The 20,083-nt window shown below is 73.8% G+C and carries 17 protein-coding genes and 1 pseudogene; 7 read left to right on the top strand and 11 right to left on the bottom strand.

Annotation, left to right across the window (positions count from 1 at the left end; all coding sequences use genetic code 11):
* Positions 1-315 precede the first annotated feature (315 nt).
* A complete protein-coding gene (locus tag HG542_RS05110; protein ID WP_218039001.1) occupies positions 316-1,530 on the top strand; it encodes an MFS transporter in 1,215 nt (404 codons plus the stop codon).
* 20 nt (positions 1,531-1,550) lie between these two features.
* Here HG542_RS05110 and flK read toward each other — a convergent pair whose 3' ends face one another.
* Positions 1,551-1,985, bottom strand: a complete 435-nt coding sequence (gene flK / locus HG542_RS05105; protein WP_171078816.1) for a fluoroacetyl-CoA thioesterase — start codon at positions 1,983-1,985, stop codon at positions 1,551-1,553.
* Positions 1,986-2,147: 162 nt separating this feature from the next.
* Between flK and panD the strand changes: the two genes are divergently transcribed.
* On the top strand, positions 2,148-2,564 hold the full coding sequence (panD, locus tag HG542_RS05100; RefSeq protein WP_171078815.1) for an aspartate 1-decarboxylase: 417 nt from the start codon (positions 2,148-2,150) through the stop codon (positions 2,562-2,564).
* A gap of 228 nt (positions 2,565-2,792) precedes the next feature.
* Here panD and HG542_RS05095 read toward each other — a convergent pair whose 3' ends face one another.
* The 4 genes from HG542_RS05095 to HG542_RS05080 all read right to left on the bottom strand — a co-directional run bounded on the left by HG542_RS05095 (position 2,793) and on the right by HG542_RS05080 (position 5,825).
* Positions 2,793-3,503 (bottom strand): alpha/beta hydrolase family protein, encoded by a 711-nt coding sequence (locus HG542_RS05095; RefSeq protein ID WP_171078814.1) that lies wholly within the window; start codon positions 3,501-3,503, stop codon positions 2,793-2,795.
* A gap of 72 nt (positions 3,504-3,575) precedes the next feature.
* Entirely contained in the window at positions 3,576-4,739 is a 1,164-nt protein-coding gene (locus HG542_RS05090) for an MAB_1171c family putative transporter (RefSeq protein ID WP_171078813.1), read from the bottom strand.
* Positions 4,736-5,275, bottom strand: a complete 540-nt coding sequence (locus HG542_RS05085) for an ImmA/IrrE family metallo-endopeptidase (protein WP_171078812.1) — start codon at positions 5,273-5,275, stop codon at positions 4,736-4,738. The genes HG542_RS05090 and HG542_RS05085 overlap by 4 nt, the downstream gene beginning before the upstream one ends.
* 109 nt (positions 5,276-5,384) lie before the next feature.
* Positions 5,385-5,825: a helix-turn-helix domain-containing protein gene (locus HG542_RS05080; protein WP_171078811.1), complete on the bottom strand. Its 441-nt coding sequence runs from the start codon at positions 5,823-5,825 to the stop codon at positions 5,385-5,387.
* Positions 5,826-6,070: 245 nt separating this feature from the next.
* On the opposite strand from HG542_RS05080, the gene HG542_RS05075 reads away from it, so the two are divergent.
* A complete protein-coding gene (locus HG542_RS05075; RefSeq protein WP_227725500.1) occupies positions 6,071-7,120 on the top strand; it encodes a ParB/RepB/Spo0J family partition protein in 1,050 nt (349 codons plus the stop codon).
* A gap of 308 nt (positions 7,121-7,428) precedes the next feature.
* A complete protein-coding gene (locus HG542_RS05070) occupies positions 7,429-9,744 on the top strand; it encodes an AfsR/SARP family transcriptional regulator (protein WP_229922618.1) in 2,316 nt (771 codons plus the stop codon).
* A gap of 284 nt (positions 9,745-10,028) precedes the next feature.
* On the opposite strand, the gene HG542_RS05065 is transcribed toward HG542_RS05070, so the two are convergent.
* From HG542_RS05065 to HG542_RS05045, 4 genes and pseudogenes are all read right to left on the bottom strand, one after another.
* Positions 10,029-10,943, bottom strand: a complete 915-nt coding sequence (locus tag HG542_RS05065) for a ribokinase (protein ID WP_171078809.1) — start codon at positions 10,941-10,943, stop codon at positions 10,029-10,031.
* Positions 10,944-10,956: 13 nt separating this feature from the next.
* Positions 10,957-12,824 (bottom strand): annotated as a pseudogene (locus HG542_RS34725) (ABC transporter permease/substrate-binding protein).
* 22 nt (positions 12,825-12,846) lie between these two features.
* Positions 12,847-14,466, bottom strand: coding sequence for a sugar ABC transporter ATP-binding protein (locus HG542_RS05050; RefSeq protein WP_171078807.1), 1,620 nt, complete (start codon positions 14,464-14,466; stop codon positions 12,847-12,849).
* A 28-nt stretch (positions 14,467-14,494) separates the two neighbouring features.
* Complete coding sequence (locus tag HG542_RS05045) at positions 14,495-15,496, bottom strand: LacI family DNA-binding transcriptional regulator (protein WP_171078806.1); 1,002 nt, start codon at positions 15,494-15,496, stop codon at positions 14,495-14,497.
* A 291-nt stretch (positions 15,497-15,787) separates the two neighbouring features.
* On the opposite strand from HG542_RS05045, the gene HG542_RS05040 reads away from it, so the two are divergent.
* Complete coding sequence (locus tag HG542_RS05040) at positions 15,788-16,567, top strand: SigB/SigF/SigG family RNA polymerase sigma factor (protein WP_171078805.1); 780 nt, start codon at positions 15,788-15,790, stop codon at positions 16,565-16,567.
* 51 nt (positions 16,568-16,618) lie between these two features.
* Entirely contained in the window at positions 16,619-16,819 is a 201-nt protein-coding gene (locus tag HG542_RS05035; RefSeq protein WP_171078804.1) for a hypothetical protein, read from the top strand.
* A gap of 59 nt (positions 16,820-16,878) precedes the next feature.
* Here HG542_RS05035 and HG542_RS05030 read toward each other — a convergent pair whose 3' ends face one another.
* Positions 16,879-17,118 carry a chaplin gene (locus tag HG542_RS05030; protein ID WP_171078803.1) on the bottom strand — a complete coding sequence of 80 codons (240 nt, stop codon included), beginning with the start codon at positions 17,116-17,118 and terminating at the stop codon, positions 16,879-16,881.
* Between the two features lie 300 nt (positions 17,119-17,418).
* Here HG542_RS05030 and HG542_RS05025 point away from each other — a divergent pair, with 300 nt between their 5' ends.
* Entirely contained in the window at positions 17,419-18,900 is a 1,482-nt protein-coding gene (locus HG542_RS05025) for an SDR family oxidoreductase (protein ID WP_171078802.1), read from the top strand.
* Here HG542_RS05025 and tsaD read toward each other — a convergent pair.
* On the bottom strand, positions 18,879-19,943 hold the full coding sequence (tsaD, locus tag HG542_RS05020) for a tRNA (adenosine(37)-N6)-threonylcarbamoyltransferase complex transferase subunit TsaD (protein WP_171078918.1): 1,065 nt from the start codon (positions 19,941-19,943) through the stop codon (positions 18,879-18,881). The genes HG542_RS05025 and tsaD overlap by 22 nt on opposite strands.
* Positions 19,944-20,083 lie beyond the last annotated feature (140 nt).

Below are 20,083 nucleotides of genomic sequence, written 5' to 3'. Positions count from 1 at the left end.
TCTTCTCCCCCGCGCGTCTCGCGTCCGGCCCCCTGACCGCAGGACTTTAACGTCCTGGTGAAAGGGCGATCCAGTCGCAGGGGCGACAGTTCGGACTCCGGGAGCAAATGTCCGTATTGCTGCCGGGAGGTGGTGCAGTACGTTGCACTCCGGTGCAGCAAGTTGCAATATCCGGTACGAGATCGCTAACGTCCCAGTCGCCGCGTGCGGCGCTCACTCAACGCGACGGGGGTGCAGTGAGTGACGCCGCCCGCCTCGGCCCGGACGGCGCATAACTGCGTGGCCGTGCCAACGGGCCTCGCCTAGCATGCCGGTATGCGGTCGAAGCTGCCCCCGGCCTGGGCACGCGCCGCCCTCGCGATGTTCGGTGTGGGATGGGGCGCCAACCAGTTCTCGCCCATGCTGCGGGTGTACCGCGAGCAGAACGGGCTCTCGGAGGCGGCCGTCACGGCCATGTTCGGGATGTACGCGCTGGGCCTCATCCCCGCCCTGCTCGTCGCAGGGCCCTTTTCGGACCGCCGCGGCAGGCGCACCGTCATCCGGCCGGTCGTGCTGCTGTCCTCGGCCGCCACGCTCGTGCTGATGGCGGGCGGAACCCGGCCCGAACTGCTCTACGCGGGACGCTTTCTGGCCGGGGTGGCGTCAGGTGCCGCCTTCAGTGCGGGAAGTGCGTGGGTGAAGGAACTGTCGGCGCAGGCGCCGGCCGGAGCGGGCGCACGCCGGGCGGCCGTCTTCCTGTCCGCCGGCTTCGGCGGCGGACCGCTGGTCTCGGGCATGGCCGGGCAGTGGCTCCCGCTGCCGCGGATCACGCCCTACGTCCCGCACCTGCTGATCATGGCCGTGGTGACGCCCCTGGCGTGGCGGCTGCCCGATCCGGCCGCGGAGCGGGCCCCCGCGCCCTGGCGGGCTCCCCGCGCGGCGCGGCGCAGGCGCTTCCTGCTGGGCGTGGCGCTGTGGGCGCCATGGGTGTTCGGCACCGCGACCGCCGCCTTCGCCACGCTGACGGCCTTGGCCGCTCCGCACACCCACGGCCTCGGCATCGCGTTCACCGGGGCCGTCACCGCCCTGACCCTCGGCACCGGGATCGCCGTGCAGCCGATGACACGGCGGCTCGCCGCGCGGGGCGGCACCGCACGGGCCGCCGTCGTGGGCCTGCTGCTGGCCACCGCCGGATTCGCCGTCGCCGCCGGGGCCGCGGCCACCGGCCGGGTCGCGGCCGTGCCCGCGGCCGCGCTCCTCCTGGGGGCGAGCTACGGCATGCTGCTCGTGTCGGGGCTGAGGGAGGTCGAACTCATGGCGGACGAAGGGGAATTGGCCGCCTTCGTCGCAATCTTCTACATGCTCATCTACATCGGGTTCGGCGCGCCCTATCTGTTCACCGTGGCGGCCGGGCTGTTCGGCTACCCGCGGTGCCTGCTCGCGGCGGGGCTGGTGACGCTGCTGACCGTGTTCGTCACGCGCCCGGCGCTGCGCGACGAACCGGCCAGGGCGGCGGCTCCGGCTGCGGAGACCCCGCCGGTGCGCCGGTAGCGGTCCTGAAGGCCAATTCCCTAATCGGGGAGCGCGGTTGCGCGACGCAGTTTCTCCTTGACGCCCTGCGTGAAGCGGTCCAGATCGACGACGGCGCGCTCATGCGTCCCCGAGCCGATCTCGTCGACACCGTCATGCGCCGTCACCTGCCACGTGAGCCGCCGCCCGCGCGCCTCCAGCAGCTCCACACTGGCCGTGACGGTGAGCCCGGGGGGCGTCGCGGCCGAGTGCGTCACGGAGATCGCCGTCCCCAGACTGCCCTCGCCCGGCGCCAGGAACGGCTGCATGGCGCGGACACATGTCCACTCCATCAGGCCGACCATGAACCCGGTGGCGAACACCTCGGGGAACGTGGCGAACTCGGGGGATTCGGCGTAGAGATGCCGCACCGTCTTGTCCGGCGGAACCACATAGCGATGGGTGTACTTCGTACCGACGACCAGGCCTTCGCGCATGCCCTGCTCCTCACAGCCGACCGGGAAATACGGGCTGCGCCATAATCTACTCGGGGCGGCATGATCGTTCCCGGACGTGACCAGCCCCGGCCCTGTAAAGTAAGGGGACGCCCTTGACCTGCACGAACGCAGGCAGGGAGCCTACCTTTCGGGAGTGCCTCGATGTACCGCACCATGATGAAGTCCAAAATCCACCGGGCCACCGTGACGCAGGCGGACCTGCACTACGTCGGTTCGCTGACGGTCGACGCCGATCTCATGGACGCCGCCGACCTGCTGCCCGGCGAGAAGGTCGACATCGTCGACATCAACAACGGCGCCCGGCTGTCCACGTATGTGATCGAGGGCCCGCGGGGCACCGGCGTGATCGGCATCAACGGTGCGGCCGCGCGGCTGGTCAGCCCGGGGGACCTGGTCATCGTCATCGCCTACGGGTCCATGGACGACGCCGAGGCCAAGGCCTTCGAGCCGCGTGTGGTCTTCGTCGACGAGAACAACAAGGTGGCCGACCTCGGCAGCGACCCGGCCGCCGTGCCGGAGGGATCCGGGCTGCTGCGCGGGGACCGGGTCGCCGGCTGACGTCTTACGGGGGCTCCGGGGTGGCTGCGCCCCGTAAGCCGGGCGCCCCGTAAGGGGCGCGGGGAACTGCGCGATCGGCCACGACGCGCCCGCAGCCGGCGTCCCCGGGGCTGCGCCCCGGACCCCAGGGGTGGCGTGTCGGCTGCGGGCCGGTGGGGGCTGGTCGCGCAGTTCCCCGCGCCCCTGACGGGGCGCGGCCCCCCCGGCTAGAGCCCCCGGAAACCTCGCTCAGACCCCCAGCGCCACGTCCGCGATCACCCGCGCCGTCACCGCCGCGGCCTCCCGCACCGCCGGGTCCCGGCTCTCCCGGCAGCGCCGCGCGGCAGGGTCGTATGCGGTCATGATCACCCCGGCGTGGTCGGCGGGGATCTCCGTCAGGTCCGCCTCCCAGCCGTGCTCGGCGAGCGCGGCGCGGAACTTCCGCGAGTACGCCACGTCCTCCAGCGTGTCCTGCGTGCCGTGCACCAGCCGCACCGGAACCGGCGCGTCCGCCGCCCGGCCGGCGGTCAGGTCGTCGAGGAGCACCGTTCCCGTCGTGCGCGCCGGGCGGTCGTACTGGGCCGCGATGCCCACGACCGCCGCGGGCCGCCAGCCCCCGGCCGTCTCCGGGCGCAGCGCGACCCCCACCGCGGCCGGGGCCCCCGCGGACCAGCCGGCGAGGACGAGCCGGCCGCCGGCGGCGTGGTCGCGGGCGAAGGCCAGCGAGTCCAGGAGTTCGGCCCGGCCGCCGTCCGCCGCGTCCGCGCGCCAGTCGGGCACGAGCACGACGACGCCCCGCGCGGCCACCGCCCGTGCCAGCGGCCCCATCACGTCCCGCTCGTCGGGCCCGCTGCCGTGCCACAGCAGCACCGTCGGCGCGGCGGGGGCGGTGACGCCCTCGGGGCGGTGGATGTCAACGGACTTGCCGAGCGAGGTGGTTGCGAGCTGGGGCTCCGGCACTGTGGTCCTCCCGGTCGGATGGTGATCGTCGGCAGGACGCTATCAACGTCCTGCACCAACGTCCCGTCCGCGTCAGCGGAACGCCTCCGCCACCCGCACCAGCCAGGCGGTCTCCGCCGCGAGGTCGGGGTGCGCCGGGCAGTGGTCCAGGGCCCCGGACTCCTCGGCCGGCACGGTGCGGCCCTGCGCCCGGGCCGTCAGCGCCGCCCTGATCCGTACCGCCTCGGCGTGGGCGCTGAGCGCGTCCCCCGACAGGCCCGCCCGGCTGCCCTCGCGCAGGGCCTCGGCCACGGTCTCCGGCGCGGCGTGGGCGCGCAGGGCGAGCTGCCCGTCGCGGATCTCGATGACCCTGCGGTAGAGGCGGAACTCCAGCTGCCGCACCGCCAGCCGGTCGGCGAGCGCACTGCGCGCGGGCGCCAGCGCGATGGAGGGGACGGCCCGGTGCAGCGCCGACCACAGGGGGTACAGCCGGCGGTGGCGCCGGTAGGCCGTCACCCAGCGCCCGGCCGCGGCGACCCGCGGCCCCCAGCCCGGCAGCGTCCAGCCCACCAGGGTCAGCGCGGAGCCGACGTCCCCGCACACCCAGGCCGTGGTCTCCCACGCGCGCAGGTCGAAGCCGAAGGCGATGCCGAGGATGTTCCCGGCCCGGACGGCTCCGTAGCCGAGGGTCAGGAACGCGCCGGCCGCCGTGACCAGCAGACCCCGCCGCAGCCAGGTCCGCCCGGCCACCCGGGCGTAACCCGAGCAGGCGCGGACGACGTTGATCTCCCCGGCCAGGTAGATGCCGATGTACACGGACAAGTAGGCGATGTAGTACGGGTCGTGGACGTAGTAGAGCGTGAAGTCCTTCGGCCGCTGCCGGGCCGGGGTGAGCAGGCAGAAGAGCACGACCAGCGCCGCAATGGCCGTGGCGCAGAAGGCCAGTTGCCAGCGGACCAGCCGCCGTGCGGTCTCCGGCGGGCGCGCCCAGTGGGTGAGTACGGTCTGCTGGCCGACGATCAGGGCGACGACGCAGCTCTGCGCCAGCAGCGCCGCGATGTTGGGCACTCCGGCCAGCCGGTCGACCAGCACCCACACGTACGGCAGCGAGACGAAGAAGCTCAGCCCCGACAGCGCGAAGACCGCGCACAGCGCGAGCAGGGCGCGGTCCCCCGGATTCCGGCGCAGGGCACGGCATTTGTAGAACAGGCCCGCCCAGGCGGCGACGGCGCCGAGCAGGTGGAACGCAGGTATCACAGGTCGTCCTGGGGGGATGGTGCGGTGCCGCGCAGCGACCGGTCCAGGCGCTGCACGCTGTCGGCCGCCTCGCGCGGCACGGTCCAGTTGCGTTCGAGAGGGGGCCTGTTGGCCTCCTGGAGGATCAGCGACGCGACCATCTCGGCCTCCTGTTCCTCGGCCGAGGTGTAGTACGTGCGGGCCAGGACGCCCTGGACCATCCGCGGGTCGAGTGTCGGAAGCAGCAGCCGGGACGTCTCCTCGCCCAGGACCCCGTTCTCCTTGTGCCCGCAGATCACGTGCCCCAACTCATGGGCGATGATGTGTTCTTGGTGGAGCTGGCTGGTGTCCTGCTCGTAGAAGATGTAGTCGACGTCCGTGGCCGAGATCCACAGTCCGCAGGGCCCGTCCACGGGCAGCCGGACCGGTTCCAGGCGGATGGGGCGGCCATGCCGCTCGGCCACACGCCCGCACAGTTCCCAGATGTCGAACGGCGACGGAATGTCCAGGCTGCGGACCAGCTCCAGGCTTCGCCGGTGCAGCCTCTTGAAGTTCACGGCGTGGTCCCCCGTATCTGTCCCATGGCCGCCGTGTCCGTCCCGGCCTGCTCCGCCGGGGCGATCACGGCTCTTCGAGAGGGAGCCCGGGCGGGCCCCGTGGAAGCCGCTAGGAGTGCCTCTCGGGCGGAGCGGTCGGCAGACCCTCCAGTTCCCGTACGCGCTCGATCACTTCGTTGATCGAGTGCAGGCTCTCGGGGGAGAGCCCGGCCGCCCGCAGGGCGACGCGCTGCACCTGGGTGTCCCGCAGCGCCACCAGCAGTCGGAGGTCGGCGTTGACGGCGGCCGTGACCCGGTCGTCGAAGAAGTACGCCGGAGGCACGCCGAAGAACTTCGCGAGCGCCTCCACGTGACGCAATGTCGGGTTGTTCCGCTGGCCCTTGCGCAGCAGCCAGATGTAACTGCCGGAGATCGGCACGCCACCCGCCGTGATCGTGCGGGCCACCTCTTCGGTGGTGTACGGCTCCCGGCCGGCCGGCACCACTGTCCGGAAAAGGTGATTCAGCTTGTCGGCGAGCGTGTGCTCGGCCGTGGTGTCCGGTTCGTTCATGATTCCACCTCCCTCCCCGCGGTCAATCTAGCGTAAGGGTCGCCGGGCAGGTCCATGTGACCGCGTCCGTAATGCGGTTGACAGCGGTGGCGGTCGCTCCATAGCGTCCTGGTGGCGACTGGATCGACTGGTGTTGGACGCCCTGCTCCGGCGATCAATCACCAGTTGGCGGGGGGCGGTTTCCAGGCTTCCCCCCGCCGCGCGGTCCCGTCGCCCGGCAGAGGTTCTTCTGGATGGGGGATGTCGTGACGACGTGTGGACAGACGACGACAGCAGAGACGGCCGGCGAGGCGGAGGACGGGACGGAGGGCGGCTGCACGGGCGGACTGGAGGCGCAGCGGACGGTCGTGCTCCCGATCGGTTCCCTGCGGCCCTCGCACTCGCCCCGGGTGGCGGGCGAGGATCCCCGGCACGTCCAGACGCTCGCCGGGGCCGAGGGCCCGCTCCCGCCCATCGTGGTGCACCGCGCCACCATGCGCGTCGTCGACGGCATGCACCGGCTGCGGGCGGCCCGGCTGCGGGGGGACGAGCGCATCACGGCCCGCTTCTTCGACGGCAGCGAGGACGACGCCTTCGTCCACGCGGTCCGCCTGAACACCCTTCAGGGGCTGCCGCTCACCCAGGCCGACCGCGCGGCCGCCGCCACCCGCATCATCCACACCCACCCGCACTGGTCGGACCGGCTCATCGCCTCGACCGCCGGGCTCTCCGCCAGCACGGTCGCCTCGCTCCGCAAGCGCGCCGCGGGCGAGGCCGTGCAGGTGAACGCCCGCACCGGCCGGGACGGGAGGGTCCGTCCGCTCAACGCGGCCGAGGGCCGCCGCCGCGCCCGCGCCCTGATCGAGGCCAAGCCGCAGGCCACTTTGCGCGAGATAGCCGACGTCGCGGGCATAGCCCTCGGTACCGCGCGGGACGTGCGCGAGCGGATGCGCATGGGCCAGGACCCGGTGCCCAAGAAACTGCGCGACGCGGAGAGCCGGCTCGCCGCCGAGATGACGTTACACGGGCCCCGCCGCCCCGCCCCGGTGACACCGAAGGCCACCGCCGACGGCACGCCGGACGAGAGCGGCGGCGCCCCTCTGCCCAAGCTGCGCAAGGACCCCTCGCTCCGCTTCACCGAGGGCGGCCGGACCCTGCTGCACCTGCTGAGCGCCAACGCCATGGGCGGTGAACGGTGGCGCCGACTGCTGGAGAGCGTGCCCGCCCACCGCCGCACGATGGTGGCCCAGGCCGCCCGGCACACCGCCGAGACGTGGCTGCGGTTCGCCATCGAGCTGGAACGCAGAACCATGTGACGGGCCGTCGGCCAGGGGGTGTTCGGTGGATCATCCATCATGCGGCACCACGGCGCCCCGAAGGGGCGCGGGGAACCGCGCGACCGGCCACGACGCGCCCGCAGTCGAGGTTCTCGGGCTTCGCCCCGGCCCCCTGGGCTGCTGTCGGCTGCGGGTCGCCGGTGGCTGATCGCGCAGTTCCCCGCGCCCCTTCGGGGCGCGAAGGTCCGCCGGACAGGCCCAGGGCACGGGGGAACCACCCCGCGGGTGCGCCGCCCCGCGGGGAACGACGGTGCGCGGCCGCCGGGCCGCGGACGACGGGGGCAGACATGAGCGAACTCGGCGACACCACGGCCGTACGGCGACAGGACGGGCCCCGGCCGCAGGAGGTGAGCGTCACCCTCCTCGGACCGCTCTCCGCACGCGTCGGCGGCAAGCCGGTCGGCATCGGCAGCCGCGCACAGCGCACCGTTCTCGCCCTGCTCGTCCTGGCGGACGGGCGGGAGGTGTCCGCCGCCGAACTCGCGGCCGCCCTGTGGGACGGCCGGCCGCCGGCCTCGGCGCGGACCCGCACCGCCCTGCACGTCCTGGCCCTGCGCGCGGCGTTCCGCGCCGCGGGCCACCACGGCCCGGTCGTCCTGGGCGGCCCCGAGGGCTACCGGATCCCCGCCGGCACCGTCCGCGCCGACGTCGGCACCTTCGACGCCCTGGTCACCGCCGCGCGCGACGCGGCGGGCACGGGCGCGTTCGACGAGGCCGGCCGGCTCTACCGGAGCGCCCTCGACCTGTGGCACGGGCCCGCGCCGGCCGGGGCGGGCCGGTTGTGGGCCCGGCACCTGGAGGTCTGCGCGGCCTGGAGCGGCGCCGAACTCGAAGCCGGCCGCCACCGGCAGCTCGTCCCGGCCCTGACGGCCGCCGTCCGCGACCATCCGCTGCACGAACAGCTGCGGCACAACCTCATGCTGGCGCAGCACCGTTCGGGCCGGCATGCCGATGCGGCCGAGGAGTTCCGCGTCTGGCGGCGCCGCTGCACCGCGGAGCTCGGCCGCGAACCCGGACCGGCCGTACGGGCCCTCTACTACACCGTCCTGCGCGAGGCACCGCCGGCGCCTCGGAGGACCGGGCCCGGACCGGCCGTACGGGCCCGTGTCGCGGCGGCCCAACTTCCGCCGGACGTCGTGGCGTTCACGGGGAGGGCGGCGGAACTGCGAAGCCTCGACACGCTGCTCACCGGCAGCAGCCGCGCGGCGGTGGTCACCGGCCCCGCCGGATCGGGCAAGAGCGGGCTCGCCGTGCACTGGGCGCACCGCTCCGCCCCGGCCTTCCCCGACGGCGTGCTCTCCGCGGATCTCGCGGCATACGACGAGGGCCCGGCCGCCGCCCACGCCCTGATGGGCCGCTTCCTGCGCGCCCTCGGAACTCCTGTCCCGGAGGACCCGGCAGAGCGCGCGGCGTGCTACCGGGCGACGCTGGCGCGCCGCCGCGTCCTCGTCCTGCTCGACAATGCCCCCGATCCCGCCTGGATGTTGCCGTTCCTGCTGGACGGCGGACCCGGCCGGGTCCTGGTCACCAGCAGGCGGCAGGCGGATCACCGGGCCGTGGCCCGGGGCGCCGTCCTCGTCGGTCTCGGCGCGCTGCCCGCATCGGAGGCGGCCGCGCTCGTCGGCCGGATCGCGGGGGAGGAGCGGTGCGCCGCCGAACAGGAAGCGGTGCGGCGGCTGTGCGCGCTGTGCGACGGCCTGCCGCTCGCACTGCGCATCGCCGCGGGCCGCCTGGCCGCCCGGCCGGAGTGGTCCGTCGGCCTGCTGGCAGGCCGTCTGGCGGACGAGAGGCGGAGGCTGGACGAACTCTCCCTCGGCGGGCTCGACTTGCGCACCGGCTTCGGACGCAGCTACCACCGCCTGCCCGCGGAGGCGGCCCGGGCCTACCGCACGCTCGCCCTGCTGGACACGCCGGACGTCACCGCCTGGGCCGCGGGCGTCCTGCTGGGCGTGCCGGCGGCCGCGGCGGAGGACCTGCTGGAACGGCTGGCCGCGGAGAACCTGCTCATGGATACGGGCACCGAGCGCTACCGACTCCCCGGTCTGCTGCGGCTCTACGCGCGCGAACGCGCCGAGACGGAGGACGCGGCCCACGACCGCCAGGAGGCGCGTGACCGCGCCGGCGCCCTGCTGTTCGGGACGCGGGGCGGCGAACGGCGCGAGGCGGTCCGCGCGCTGTGCCGGCTGGCCGGCGCCCACGCTGCGCAGGAGCGTTTCGCCAGGGCTGCGGCCGTGTACCGCCAGGTGTTGCGGCTGGCACGCGAACAGCACGACCCGGCGGGGGAGGCGGCGGCCCTGCTGGGCCTGGGCGAACTCGCGGCGGCGGACGGTCACTTCGGCGAGGCGGACCGCCGCCTGCGGGCGGCGCTGGCGGCTTCGGCGAAGGCGGACGACCTGGCCCTGACGGCCAGGGCCCACCTGGCTCTGGGGCGCCAGTGCCGCACCCTGCACCGCCCGGCCCTGGCGGGCCGCCACCTGGACGCTGCGCTGCGGGCGTACCGCGCACTGGGCTCGCTCCCGGGCGAGCTGGCGGCCTCGGAAGAACTGGCCCTCCTGGACACGGAACCGTCACTGAACCTGGTCCCGCGCCAGGCGGTGCGCTGAGCGCTCGCTGTCGGGCGCGGGGGCGCTGCCGTTCGGCTGCGGGCCGGCTTCGCTTGCTCGCGCAGTTCCCCGCGCCCCTGATGGGGCGCAGAGCGTTGTCGTTCGGCTGCAGGTCGGCCTGCGTTGCTCGCGCAGTTCCCTGCGCCCCTTGCGGGGCGGGGATCCGCGAATCGCGTCCCGAATCGTGCCCCGTCAGGGGCGCGGGGAACTGCGCGAGCAACCACGACCGGCCCGCAGCCGAACGACAACCCCGGGGGCCCCGGGGGCACCGCCCCGGGAAGCGCCTAGGACCGTGAAACCTCCTCCGCCCCCGGATACGACGGCTGGGCCCCCGCCCGCGTCACCGCCACCGCCCCCACCCGCACCGCAAACCGCGCCGCCTCCTCCAACGAGGCCCCCCGGGCCAGCCGCGCCGCCAGCGCGCCCGTGAAGGCGTCACCGGCCCCGGTGGTGTCCACCACCTCGACCTTCACCCCGGGAATGCGGACCGCGTCGGCGACCCCGTCGAGGACGAGCGCCCCCTCGCCGCCCAGCGTCACCACCACCGACCGCGCCCCGGACTCCCGCAACACCCGCGCCCACTCGGCGGGTTCCCCGCCCGATACCCCCGACAACAACTGCGCCTCATGCTCGTTGACCACCAGCGGATCCGCCGCCGCCAGCAGCTCCGCACGCAGTGCGCCCGGCACGGGCGACGGATTGAGCACCACCCGCGCCCCGGTCTCGCCGGCCACGGCCACCGCCGCGGCCACCGTCTCCTCCGGCACCTCCCACTGCAGCGACACCACGCGCGCCGCGGCGACGGCGTCCCGCGCCGCCCGCACGTCCGCCGCCGACAGGCGGGCGTTGGCCCCCGGCGAGACCACGATCTGGTTGTCCCCGTCGGGGCCGACGACGATCAGCGCCGTGCCCGTCCGCGCACCCGGCTCCACCAGCACGTGCCGCAGCTCCGTGCCCGCGGCCCGCTGCGCGTCCAGCAGCAGTTCCCCGAACGCATCGTCACCGACCTTGGCCAGCAGGGCCGTTCGCGCTCCGAGCCGGGCCGCGGCAGCGGCCTGGTTGGCGCCCTTGCCGCCCGCGGACTCGACCAGGTCCGTGCCCGGCACGGTCTCGCCCGGCCCCGGACGGCGGTCCACCCGGACCGTCAGGTCCGCGTTGGCGGAGCCGATCACCAGCACGTCGTAGTCGCGGTCCTGCATACCTCGCCCATCCTCACTTGTCGAACTGCGCCGCGTTCTTCGCCGTCACCAGCACGACCGGCACCTTCACCTGCTGCGGCAGCTTCTCACCCCGGGCCGCCCGGACCGCCCACGCCACCGCCTGCCTGCCGAGCAGCTCCGGCTGCTGGGCGACGGTCGCGGTCAGCGTGCCCGCGCGGACCGCCGCGATGCCGTCCGGGGTGCCGTCGAAGGCCACCACCTTCACCGACGTCCCCGCGGCCCGGCCGAGCGCCTTGGCCGCGCCCAGCGCCATCTCGTCGTTGGCGGCGAACACACCCGTGACGTCCCGGTGCGCCTGGAGCATGTTGGCCATCACGTCCATGCCCTTGGTGCGGTCGAAGTCCGCGGGCTGCCGGGCGACGACCCGGATGCCGGGATAGGCCTTCATGCCCTCCTCGAACCCCTTGCCGCGCTCGCGGGCGGCCGAGGTCCCCGGCTGTCCTTCCAGGAAGGCCACCTTCCCCCTGCCGCCGAGCGCCTCGGCCAGGGTCCGCGCCGCCAGCCGCCCGCCCGCGACGTTGTCGGAGGCGATCGTCGAGTCCGCACCGGGCCCGTTGACGCCCCGGTCGAGGGAGATCACCGGCACCTTCGCCCGGCGGGCCACCCCCACGGCGGGGACGGCAGCGTCGGAGTCGACCGGGTTGATGACGGCGGCCTTCACGTCCTGGCTGGTGAACGTCTCCATCTGATTGATCTGCTGCATGGGGTCGTTCTGCGCGTCCGTGATGTTGATCTTCAGGCCGCGGGCCTTCGCCTCGACCTGCGCGCCCTTCTTGATGCCCACGAAGAACGGGTTGTTCATCGTGGACAGCGCCAGCCCCAGATCCGTGTGCCCGCCCCGGTCGCAGCCCGCCAGGGCGACGGTGCCCAGCAGCACCGCGGCCAGCACACCCGCCCGGCCCCTCACCGCGCGCTCCGGCGGCGCAGCGTGTCCAGGAGCACCGCGACGGCGATGACCAGTCCCGTGGCGACCTGCTGCCAGAAGGCGGAAACGCTCAGCAGGTTGAGGCCGTTGCGCAGCACCGCCAGGATCAGGGCCCCGATGAGCGTGCCCGACGCCTTGCCGGAACCGCCCGACAGGCTCGCCCCGCCGATCACCACGGCGGCGATGGCGTCCAGTTCGTAACCGACCGCGGCCTGCGGCTGCGCCGAGGTCAGCCGGGCGGCCAGGACGATGCCGGCCACGGCGGCGAACAGCCCGGAGAGCGCGTAGATCACGAGCTTCCGGCGCCGCACGTCGATGCCCGACAGCCGGGCCGCCTCCTCGTTGCCGCCGATCGCGAACATCGCCCGGCCCGTGTACGTACGCGCCAGGACCAGCGCCGCGATCAGCCCCATCGCGGCCATCACCAGCACCGGGACCGGCAGCCAGCCGCCCAGCGTGTCACCGAGCCTGCCGACCGACGACGGGACGGCGACGGGGGAGCCGCCCGAGATCACCAGGGCCAGGCCGCGGCCCACCGAGAGCATCGCCAGCGTGGCGATGAACGCCGGGAGCCTGCCGTACGCGACCAGGGCACCCGATATCAGGCCCGCCCCCGCGCCCACCGCGAGCCCCAGCAGCACGGCGAGCCACACGGGCAGGCCGCCGCTTGCGGCGGCCCATGCGACGACGGTCGCCGAGAGCGCGGCCACCGAGCCGACCGACAGATCGATGCCCGCCGACACGATGACGAACGTGACGCCGAAGGCCAGGATCGCCGTCACCGACGCCTGGACGCCGACGTTGAGGAGGTTCTGCCCGTTCAGGAAGTCCCCGGAGAGGGCGGCCATCACCACGACCAGCGCGGCCAGGCCGCCCAGCGGCCCGTTGCGCAGCACCGCCTTCGAGAACCACTGCCCGGGTGTGTTCCCGGGCATCCGCACCACCGCGGCCTGTGCCTCAGCCGACATCCGAGCCCTCCATCGCGCTCTGCATCCGATCGCCTGCGTCCGTGCTGTTCGTACGGTTCATGCCGTCCGTACCGTCCGGCGGCCGCACCGCCAGCTCTATCACCGCGTCCTGCGTGGCCCGTTCGCCCGACAGCTCGCCGACGAGCCGTCCCTGGGCCATCACCAGCACCCGGTCGCTCATACCGAGGACCTCCGGCAGATCGCTGGAGATCATCAGCACCGCGCAGCCCGCCGCCGTGAGGTCGTTGACGAGCCGGTAGATCTCGACCTTCGCCCCGACGTCGATGCCGCGCGTGGGCTCGTCGAGGATCAGCAGCCGGGTCCCCGCCAGCAGCCACTTGCCGATGACGATCTTCTGCTGGTTGCCGCCGGACAGAGTGCGCGCGCTCTGCCCGAGCCCGCTCATCCGCACCTTCAGCCGCCCGGCCACCTCGGCGGCCGCGCGCCGCTGCGCGCCCCGGTCGACCAGGCCGGCCCGGGTGTCGCGGCGCAGCCGGGCGAGGGTCAGGTTGTCCTGCAACGAGGCGTCCAGCACCAGCCCCTGGGCCTTGCGGTCCTCCGGTACGAGCCCGAGCCCGGCCCTCATGGCCGCCTGCACATCGCCCGGGGGCAGCACCGCGCCGTCCACCTCGACCGTCCCGGCGTCGTACCGGTCCACCCCGAACAGCGCGCGGGCCACCTCGGTGCGGCCCGCCCCCACCAGCCCGGCCAGGCCGACCACTTCACCGGCCCGGACCTCGAAACCGACGTCCCGGAAGACCGGCCCCTTCCCCGCGCCGCCGCGCGTCAGCCCGCGCACCCGCAACAGCGGTGCGCCCGGCGCTCCCGGGCGCTCACGCGGATACTGCTCCGCGATGTCACGGCCGACCATGAGCCGGATCAGCTCGTTCTCCCCGGTGGAGGCGGGCACTTCGGCCACCGAGCGGCCGTCCCGCAGGACGGTCACCCGGTCCCCGAGGGCCGCGATCTCCTCCAGATGGTGGGTGATGAAGATGACCCCCGTGCCGCTCGCCCGCAGCTCGCGGACGATGCCGAAGAGGGTGCCGACCTCCTCGGAGGTGAGCACCGCGGTCGGCTCGTCCATGATCAGAACGCGGGCGTCCAGGCTCAGCGCCTTGGCGATCTCCACCATCTGCAGCTGGGCGATGCCCAGTTCGCGCACGGGCACGGTGACCGGCACGTCCAGCCGCACCCGGCGCAGCAGTTGTGCGGCGCGGGTGTGCAGGGCGCGCCGGTCGATCAGACCGAGGCGGGTGCGCGGCTGGCGGCCGAGGAAGAGGTTCTCGGCGACGGTCAGGCCGGGGACGAGGTTGAACTCCTGGTGGATCGTGGCGATCCCGAGCCGCTCCGCGTCCTGTGCCGAGTGGATCGCCGTCTCCTGCCCGTCCACCAGGATGCGGCCCTCGTCGGGGCGGTGGGCGCCGGAGAGCATCTTGATGAGCGTGCTCTTGCCGGCGCCGTTCTCCCCGAGCAGCACGTGCACCTCGCCCGCGCGCAGACTCAGGTCCACGCCGTCCAGGGCGCGTACGCCCGGGAAGGACTTGGTCACCCCCGCCACGCGCAGGAGTTCACGGCCGCCGTCCGGTACGTCGTCGTTGACGCCCGTCATGCGCTGCCCCTCTCTTGGGTGTCGTCTGTCAGTGGACGGGAGGCTCTCCGCAGGAGCGGCGGACCACGAGCCGGGTGGGCAGCAGGACGGACGGGGCCTCGCGGCCCTCGATCCGCTCCAGCAGGGTGTGCACGGCGGCCCGGCCCAGCTCGCGCGTGGGCTGCGCGACGGCGGTCAGCGGGGGATCGAGGTGGGCGAACCAGGCCACGTCGTCGAAGGCCACCAGGGCCAGGTCGGCGGGGATCCGCAGCCCGCGGGCCCGCACCTCGTCCAGGGCGCCCAGGGCCATCAGGTTGTCGGTGGCCAGTACGGCGTCCGGCGGCCCGGGCAGGTCCAGCAGCCGGCGCATCATCTCCCGGCCGCCGGCCGGGCTGAGGTCGGGCGAGGCCGCGATCCGCTCCGCGGGCAGGGCGATCCCGTGCCCGGCCAGCGCGGCACGGAACTGCTCCAGCCGCTCGTCCCCGGTCGGGGTGCCGGCGGGCGCGACGATGACCGCGGGCCGGTGCCGGCCCAACGCGGCCAGATGCGCGGCGAGTTCGCGCAGGGCCGTACCGCCCTCGGCGCGCACGCAGGGCGCGGCGATGCCGGGCAGCGCCCGGTCGAGCAGGACCAGGGGAGTGCCGGAGGCGACGGCCTCGTGCAGCATCGACGAGCCCGTACCGGCGGAGCTGACCATGAGCCCGTCGATGCGGCGGTCGAGGAGGGTGCGGATGTAGTCGTCCTGCTGCCCGGGACTCTCGCCCGCGTTGCCGATGATCAGGCTGTAGCCGAGCCGCCGCGCCTCCTGCTCGACGGCGTCGGCGAGCTCGGTGAAGAAGGGGTTGCGCAGGTCGCTGATGACGAGCCCGAAGGTCCGGGTCCGCGCGGTGCGCAGGGCGCGGGCGACCACGTTGGGCCGGTAGCCCAGCTCCGCGACGGCGGCCAGCACCCGGTCCCGGGTCTCGGCCACCGGGGCGCGGCCGTTGAGCACGCGGGAGACGGTGGCGACGGATACGCCGGCGCGCTCGGCCACGTCCTTGATGTTCGCCATGGGGCCTTAGGTAATCGATTACACGGGCGGTGCGTCAAGACGGCGCGGTTGTAACGCACGTCACGGAATGCACTGTGGGTAATCGTCCGGACGCTCCGAGTCGCGCCGCATTCCGACCGGGCGCATGCTGGGACGACCGCGGCCGTTTGCGGCCGAGCCGCAAGGGCAGCCGCACTCATGCGCCCCGCAGGGGCGCGGGGCTGTTACATCATGCGGCTCCGCCGCGTGGGCGCGACGAGCTACATCCGGCCCGCAGCCGAAACGCCCCGCAGAAGCGAGGGGACAGTGACGATGTCCGAGTCGACACAGGAAGCCTCACCGGAAGCCTCACCGGCCGCCGACACTTTCCGGCGCCTGAAGTCCCTGCCCCCCGGCGCGGAGCGCGACCGGCTGCGCCAGGAGGTGATCGCCGCCTGGCTGCCCATGGCCGAACGCATCAGCCTGCGCTACCGCAAATGCGGGGAGAGCATGGCGGACCTGCGGCAGGTCGCCGCACTGGCCCTGGTGCACGCGGTCGACCGCTTCGACCCGGGTCTCGGCTTCGCCTTCGAGTCCTTCGCCGTCCCCACCATCAACGGGGAACTCAAGCGCCACATCCGTGATCACGTCTGGTCCCTGCACATCCCGCGCCGGGACCAGGAGCTGCGGGCCACGGTCCGCGCCGCCCGCGCCCGGCTCGAGCAGCGGGGCCGCCGGGCCCTGGTCACCCTCCGCGAACTCGCGGCGGAGACCGGGCTGTCCGAGGCGGAGGTGCGGCGCGGGCTCGACGCGGACGGGGTGCACCACACGCTCTCCCTCGACCAGTCGGTCGCCCCCGGCGAGGAGCTCCCGCTCGCCGACACGCTGGGCCAGCGCGACGGAGCCCTGGACCTGGTCGTCGACCGGCAGGCCCTGAAACCGCTCCTGGACGCCCTGCCCGAGCGCGAGAAGTACGTGCTGTACTGGCGTTTCTTCGGCGATCTCACGCAGCAGCAGATCGGCCTGCGCCTGGGGGTCTCCCAGATGCAGATCTCCCGGATCCTCAGCCGCACCTGCGCCGACCTGCGCCGCCAGCTGCTCGCCCCGGCCTGACCGCCGGGCGGACCGGAACCATTCCCACTCCAGACAGGCCAGGCGCACGTCATGGACGAACACCACACGCGGCTGACCCGCGACCTGCCGCCGATCGTCGACATACCCGACCTGCCCGGCGCCAAGCGGCCGGAGCCGTCCCGCGCCGCCGGCGGGGACCGCGAGCCGGCGGCCGGGCCCGGACATGCCAGTGGCGCCCATCAGGAGGTCGATGGGCGCCACGAACGCGCGGGAGAGGGCTCCGGCGGCTGACTGTGACCCTCTCCCGCGCGGTGCGCGCGCCCGGCTGTGACGCGCGCTCGGTGGGTGGCTCAGCTGTTGACGCAGGTGTTGCCGAAGGTCGGGTTGAGCAGACCGACGATGTCGATGGCGTTGCCGCAGATGTTCAGCGGGATCTGGATCGGCACCTGGATCACGTTGCCGGAGACGACGCCGGGGGAGCCTACGGCCGCACCCTCCGCGCCGGAGTCGGCGGTGGCGATGCCCGTGGCGCCGGTGACGGCGACGCCTGCGGCGGCGGTCAGCAGGGCTGCCTTGGCGATACGCGACATGGTTAAACCTTTCTAAGGGGTGTTGAGAGGCAATTGTGACCGGCGATTCCGGACGAGTTGGTCCAATTTGTGCTCTACAGCGCCTAATTAACCCGGAGAGCCCAATAAGTCTGATGTGATGCACGGGGTTTGAGAACCGTGTGGTGGGGGTGGGGCGGAGGGGTGTGCGGAGCCGGGGTGGTCGCATGGAGTGACATGAGCCTGTCATCACCTTCGGCGGGTTTGGCGCTCCCGCGCCTGCCTACGTACCCTGCACAGAAGCTTTGATTCGAACAAACGGACTGGGATAAGACAGCGGCGATGACGGTCACTGAAGAGAGCCGCGGCGGGGCGCACGGGGCAGCCGGGCAGGCGGGCATCGACCCGGAGCGGATGGCGATCTGCCTGAGCGTGCTCGAGGAGCTCGACGAACTGCCCGTCGACCACCCCGACGCGATCACGGTCCGCCGGGCCACCTCCGGGATCTACCGGACAGTCAAGCAGCGCCGCCGCCAGGAGCGCCGGGCCGCCAAGACCGCCCACGACAAGGCGGTCACCGAGGCCACGGCCACCGGCGCCGCCGACCGCATCGACGACGAGACCCGCGGCATCCCGCTCGCCGCCACCGCCGCCACGCAGATCGTCGGCATCCTGGAGCGCCCCCGCTCCTGCTACATCTGCAAGGACCGGTACACCGAGGTCGACGCCTTCTACCACCAGCTGTGCCAGCCCTGCGCCGCGGAGAACCGCGCCCGCCGGGACGCCCGCGCGGACCTGACCGGCAAGCGCGCCCTGCTCACCGGCGGCCGCGCGAAGATCGGCATGTACATCGCCCTGCGGCTGCTGCGGGACGGCGCGCACACCACCGTCACCACGCGCTTCCCCAACGACGCCATCCGGCGCTTCAAGGCGATGGAGGACAGTGCGGACTGGCTGCACCGGCTGAAGATCGTCGGCATCGACCTCCGCGACCCCGCGCAGGTCGTGGCGCTGGCCGACTCCGTCGCCGCCGAGGGCCCGCTCGACATCCTGATCAACAACGCGGCGCAGACCGTGCGCCGCACCAACGCCGCCTACAGCGAGCTCATAGCCGCCGAGTCCGCCCCGCTCCCGGCCGGCGAGCTGCCGGCCCGCGAGATCTTCGGCGCCTTCGGCAGCGGCGCGCAGCCCGAGCTGCCCGGCCCCGCGGGCGGCAACCACGACGGCCTGACCCCGCAGTCCCTCACCGAGCTCGCCCTGACCAGCGGCTCGGCCTCCCTGGCCCGGGTCGAGGCGGGCACCGCGATCGACGCGGGCGGGCTCGTCCCCGACCTGGACGCGACCAACACCTGGATCCAGGCGGTCGGCGAGGTCGACCCGGTCGAGCTGCTCGAAGTGCAGCTGTGCAATGTCACGGCACCGTTCGTCCTGGTCAACCGGCTGCGGTCGGCCATGGCGGCCTCCCCGGCGCGCCGCAAGTACGTGGTCAACGTCTCCGCGATGGAGGGCGTCTTCAGCCGCGGCTACAAGGGCGCCGGCCACCCGCACACCAACATGGCCAAGGCCGCGCTCAACATGCTCACGCGCACCAGCGCGCAGGAGATGTTCCAGACCGACGGCATCCTGATGACCAGTGTCGACACGGGCTGGATCACGGACGAGCGGCCGCACCCGGACAAGGTCCGGATGGCGGAGGCGGGCTTCCACGCCCCGCTCGACCTGGTCGACGGCGCGGCGCGGGTCTACGACCCGATCGTGCGCGGCGAGCAGGGCGAGGACCTCTACGGGTGCTTCCTGAAGGACTACCGGCCCGCCAACTGGTAGGAGCCGGGCGCCGCCGGGTGCAGCGACGCGTACTCCAGCGGCGCCGACGGGTCCACCGTCAGGTCCAGCGGCGCCGGTTCCGCACCGGCGCGCACCAGCAGGTCGCCCACGGCCGCGATCATCGCCCCGTTGTCGGTGCACAACCGCAGCGGCGGGACGCGCAGTTCGACCCCCGCGGCGGCGCACCGCTCCTCGGCCAGCGCCCGCACGCGGGAGTTGGCGGCCACGCCGCCGACCACCACCAGGGTGCCCACCCCGTGCTCCGTGCAGGCGGCCACCGCCTTGCGTGTGAGCACGTCGGCCACCGCCTCCTGCAGGGAGGCCGCCCCGTCCGCGACGGGCAACGGCCGCCCGGCGGCTCGGTGTTCCTCGGCCCAGCGGGCGGCGGCCGTCTTGAGGCCCGAGAAGGAGAACGTGTAACGGTGCTCGCGCCGTGTGGTGAGCGGCCGCGGGAACGGCACCGCCCGCGGGTCGCCCTCGCGCGCGGCGCGGTCGACGGCGGGGCCGCCCGGATAGGGCAGGCCGAAGACGCGGGCCGCCTTGTCGAAGCACTCGCCGGCCGCGTCGTCGAGGGTGTCGCCGAGGTGCACGATCGGGTCGCGCGCCAAGTCCCGTACGAGCAGCAGCGACGTGTGGCCCCCGGAGACGATCAGCACCATGCAGGGGTTCGGCAGCGGGCCGTGCTCCAGTGTGTCGGCGGCCACATGCCCCGCGAGGTGGTGCACCCCGTACAACGGCACGTCCAGCGCGTAGGCCAGGCCCTTGGCGGCCGCGACGCCGACCTGGAGTGCGCCGGACAGGCCGGGGCCCGCCGTCACCGCGACCGCGTCGATATCGCTCATCGCCAGACCCGCGTCGGCCAGGGCGGCGCGGACCACGGGCGCGGCGGCGTGCACATGGGCCCGGGCCGCGATCTCGGGAACGACCCCGCCGAAGCGCGCGTGCTCGTCCATGCTGGACGCGACCGCGTGCCCCAGCAGCCTGCCCTCCCGGACGAGACCGGCGCCGGTCTCGTCGCACGACGACTCGATCCCCAGCACCACCGGTGCACGCTTCACGCCAGACCTCCTGCTCAATGCTCGTAATTGCACATCATATGCAACAAGGGGGTGACAAGGTGCCCGGCTGTGGCTCCGTCGCCGCAGGTCAGTAGAGTTCCCGTGCCCGTCCTGCCCGCAGCCGT

It is taken from the genome of Streptomyces morookaense (assembly GCF_013030945.1).
Lineage (GTDB): Bacteria > Actinomycetota > Actinomycetes > Streptomycetales > Streptomycetaceae > Streptomyces > Streptomyces morookaensis.
This window is presented reverse-complemented; position numbering and strand designations above follow the sequence as displayed.

What these genes read in the sequence shown, in the direction of transcription:
- HG542_RS05110 (WP_218039001.1), top strand. Translation starts at nt 316, where the DNA reads ATGCGGTCGAAGCTGCCCCCGGCCTGGGCACGCGCCGCCCTCGCGATG.
- flK (WP_171078816.1), bottom strand. Translation starts at nt 1,985, where the DNA reads ATGCGCGAAGGCCTGGTCGTCGGTACGAAGTACACCCATCGCTATGTG.
- panD (WP_171078815.1), top strand. Translation starts at nt 2,148, where the DNA reads ATGTACCGCACCATGATGAAGTCCAAAATCCACCGGGCCACCGTGACG.
- HG542_RS05080 (WP_171078811.1), bottom strand. Translation starts at nt 5,825, where the DNA reads ATGAACGAACCGGACACCACGGCCGAGCACACGCTCGCCGACAAGCTG.
- HG542_RS05070 (WP_229922618.1), top strand. Translation starts at nt 7,429, where the DNA reads ATGAGCGAACTCGGCGACACCACGGCCGTACGGCGACAGGACGGGCCC.
- HG542_RS05065 (WP_171078809.1), bottom strand. Translation starts at nt 10,943, where the DNA reads ATGCAGGACCGCGACTACGACGTGCTGGTGATCGGCTCCGCCAACGCG.
- HG542_RS05050 (WP_171078807.1), bottom strand. Translation starts at nt 14,466, where the DNA reads ATGACGGGCGTCAACGACGACGTACCGGACGGCGGCCGTGAACTCCTG.
- HG542_RS05045 (WP_171078806.1), bottom strand. Translation starts at nt 15,496, where the DNA reads ATGGCGAACATCAAGGACGTGGCCGAGCGCGCCGGCGTATCCGTCGCC.
- HG542_RS05040 (WP_171078805.1), top strand. Translation starts at nt 15,788, where the DNA reads ATGTCCGAGTCGACACAGGAAGCCTCACCGGAAGCCTCACCGGCCGCC.
- HG542_RS05035 (WP_171078804.1), top strand. Translation starts at nt 16,619, where the DNA reads ATGGACGAACACCACACGCGGCTGACCCGCGACCTGCCGCCGATCGTC.
- HG542_RS05030 (WP_171078803.1), bottom strand. Translation starts at nt 17,118, where the DNA reads ATGTCGCGTATCGCCAAGGCAGCCCTGCTGACCGCCGCCGCAGGCGTC.
- HG542_RS05025 (WP_171078802.1), top strand. Translation starts at nt 17,419, where the DNA reads ATGACGGTCACTGAAGAGAGCCGCGGCGGGGCGCACGGGGCAGCCGGG.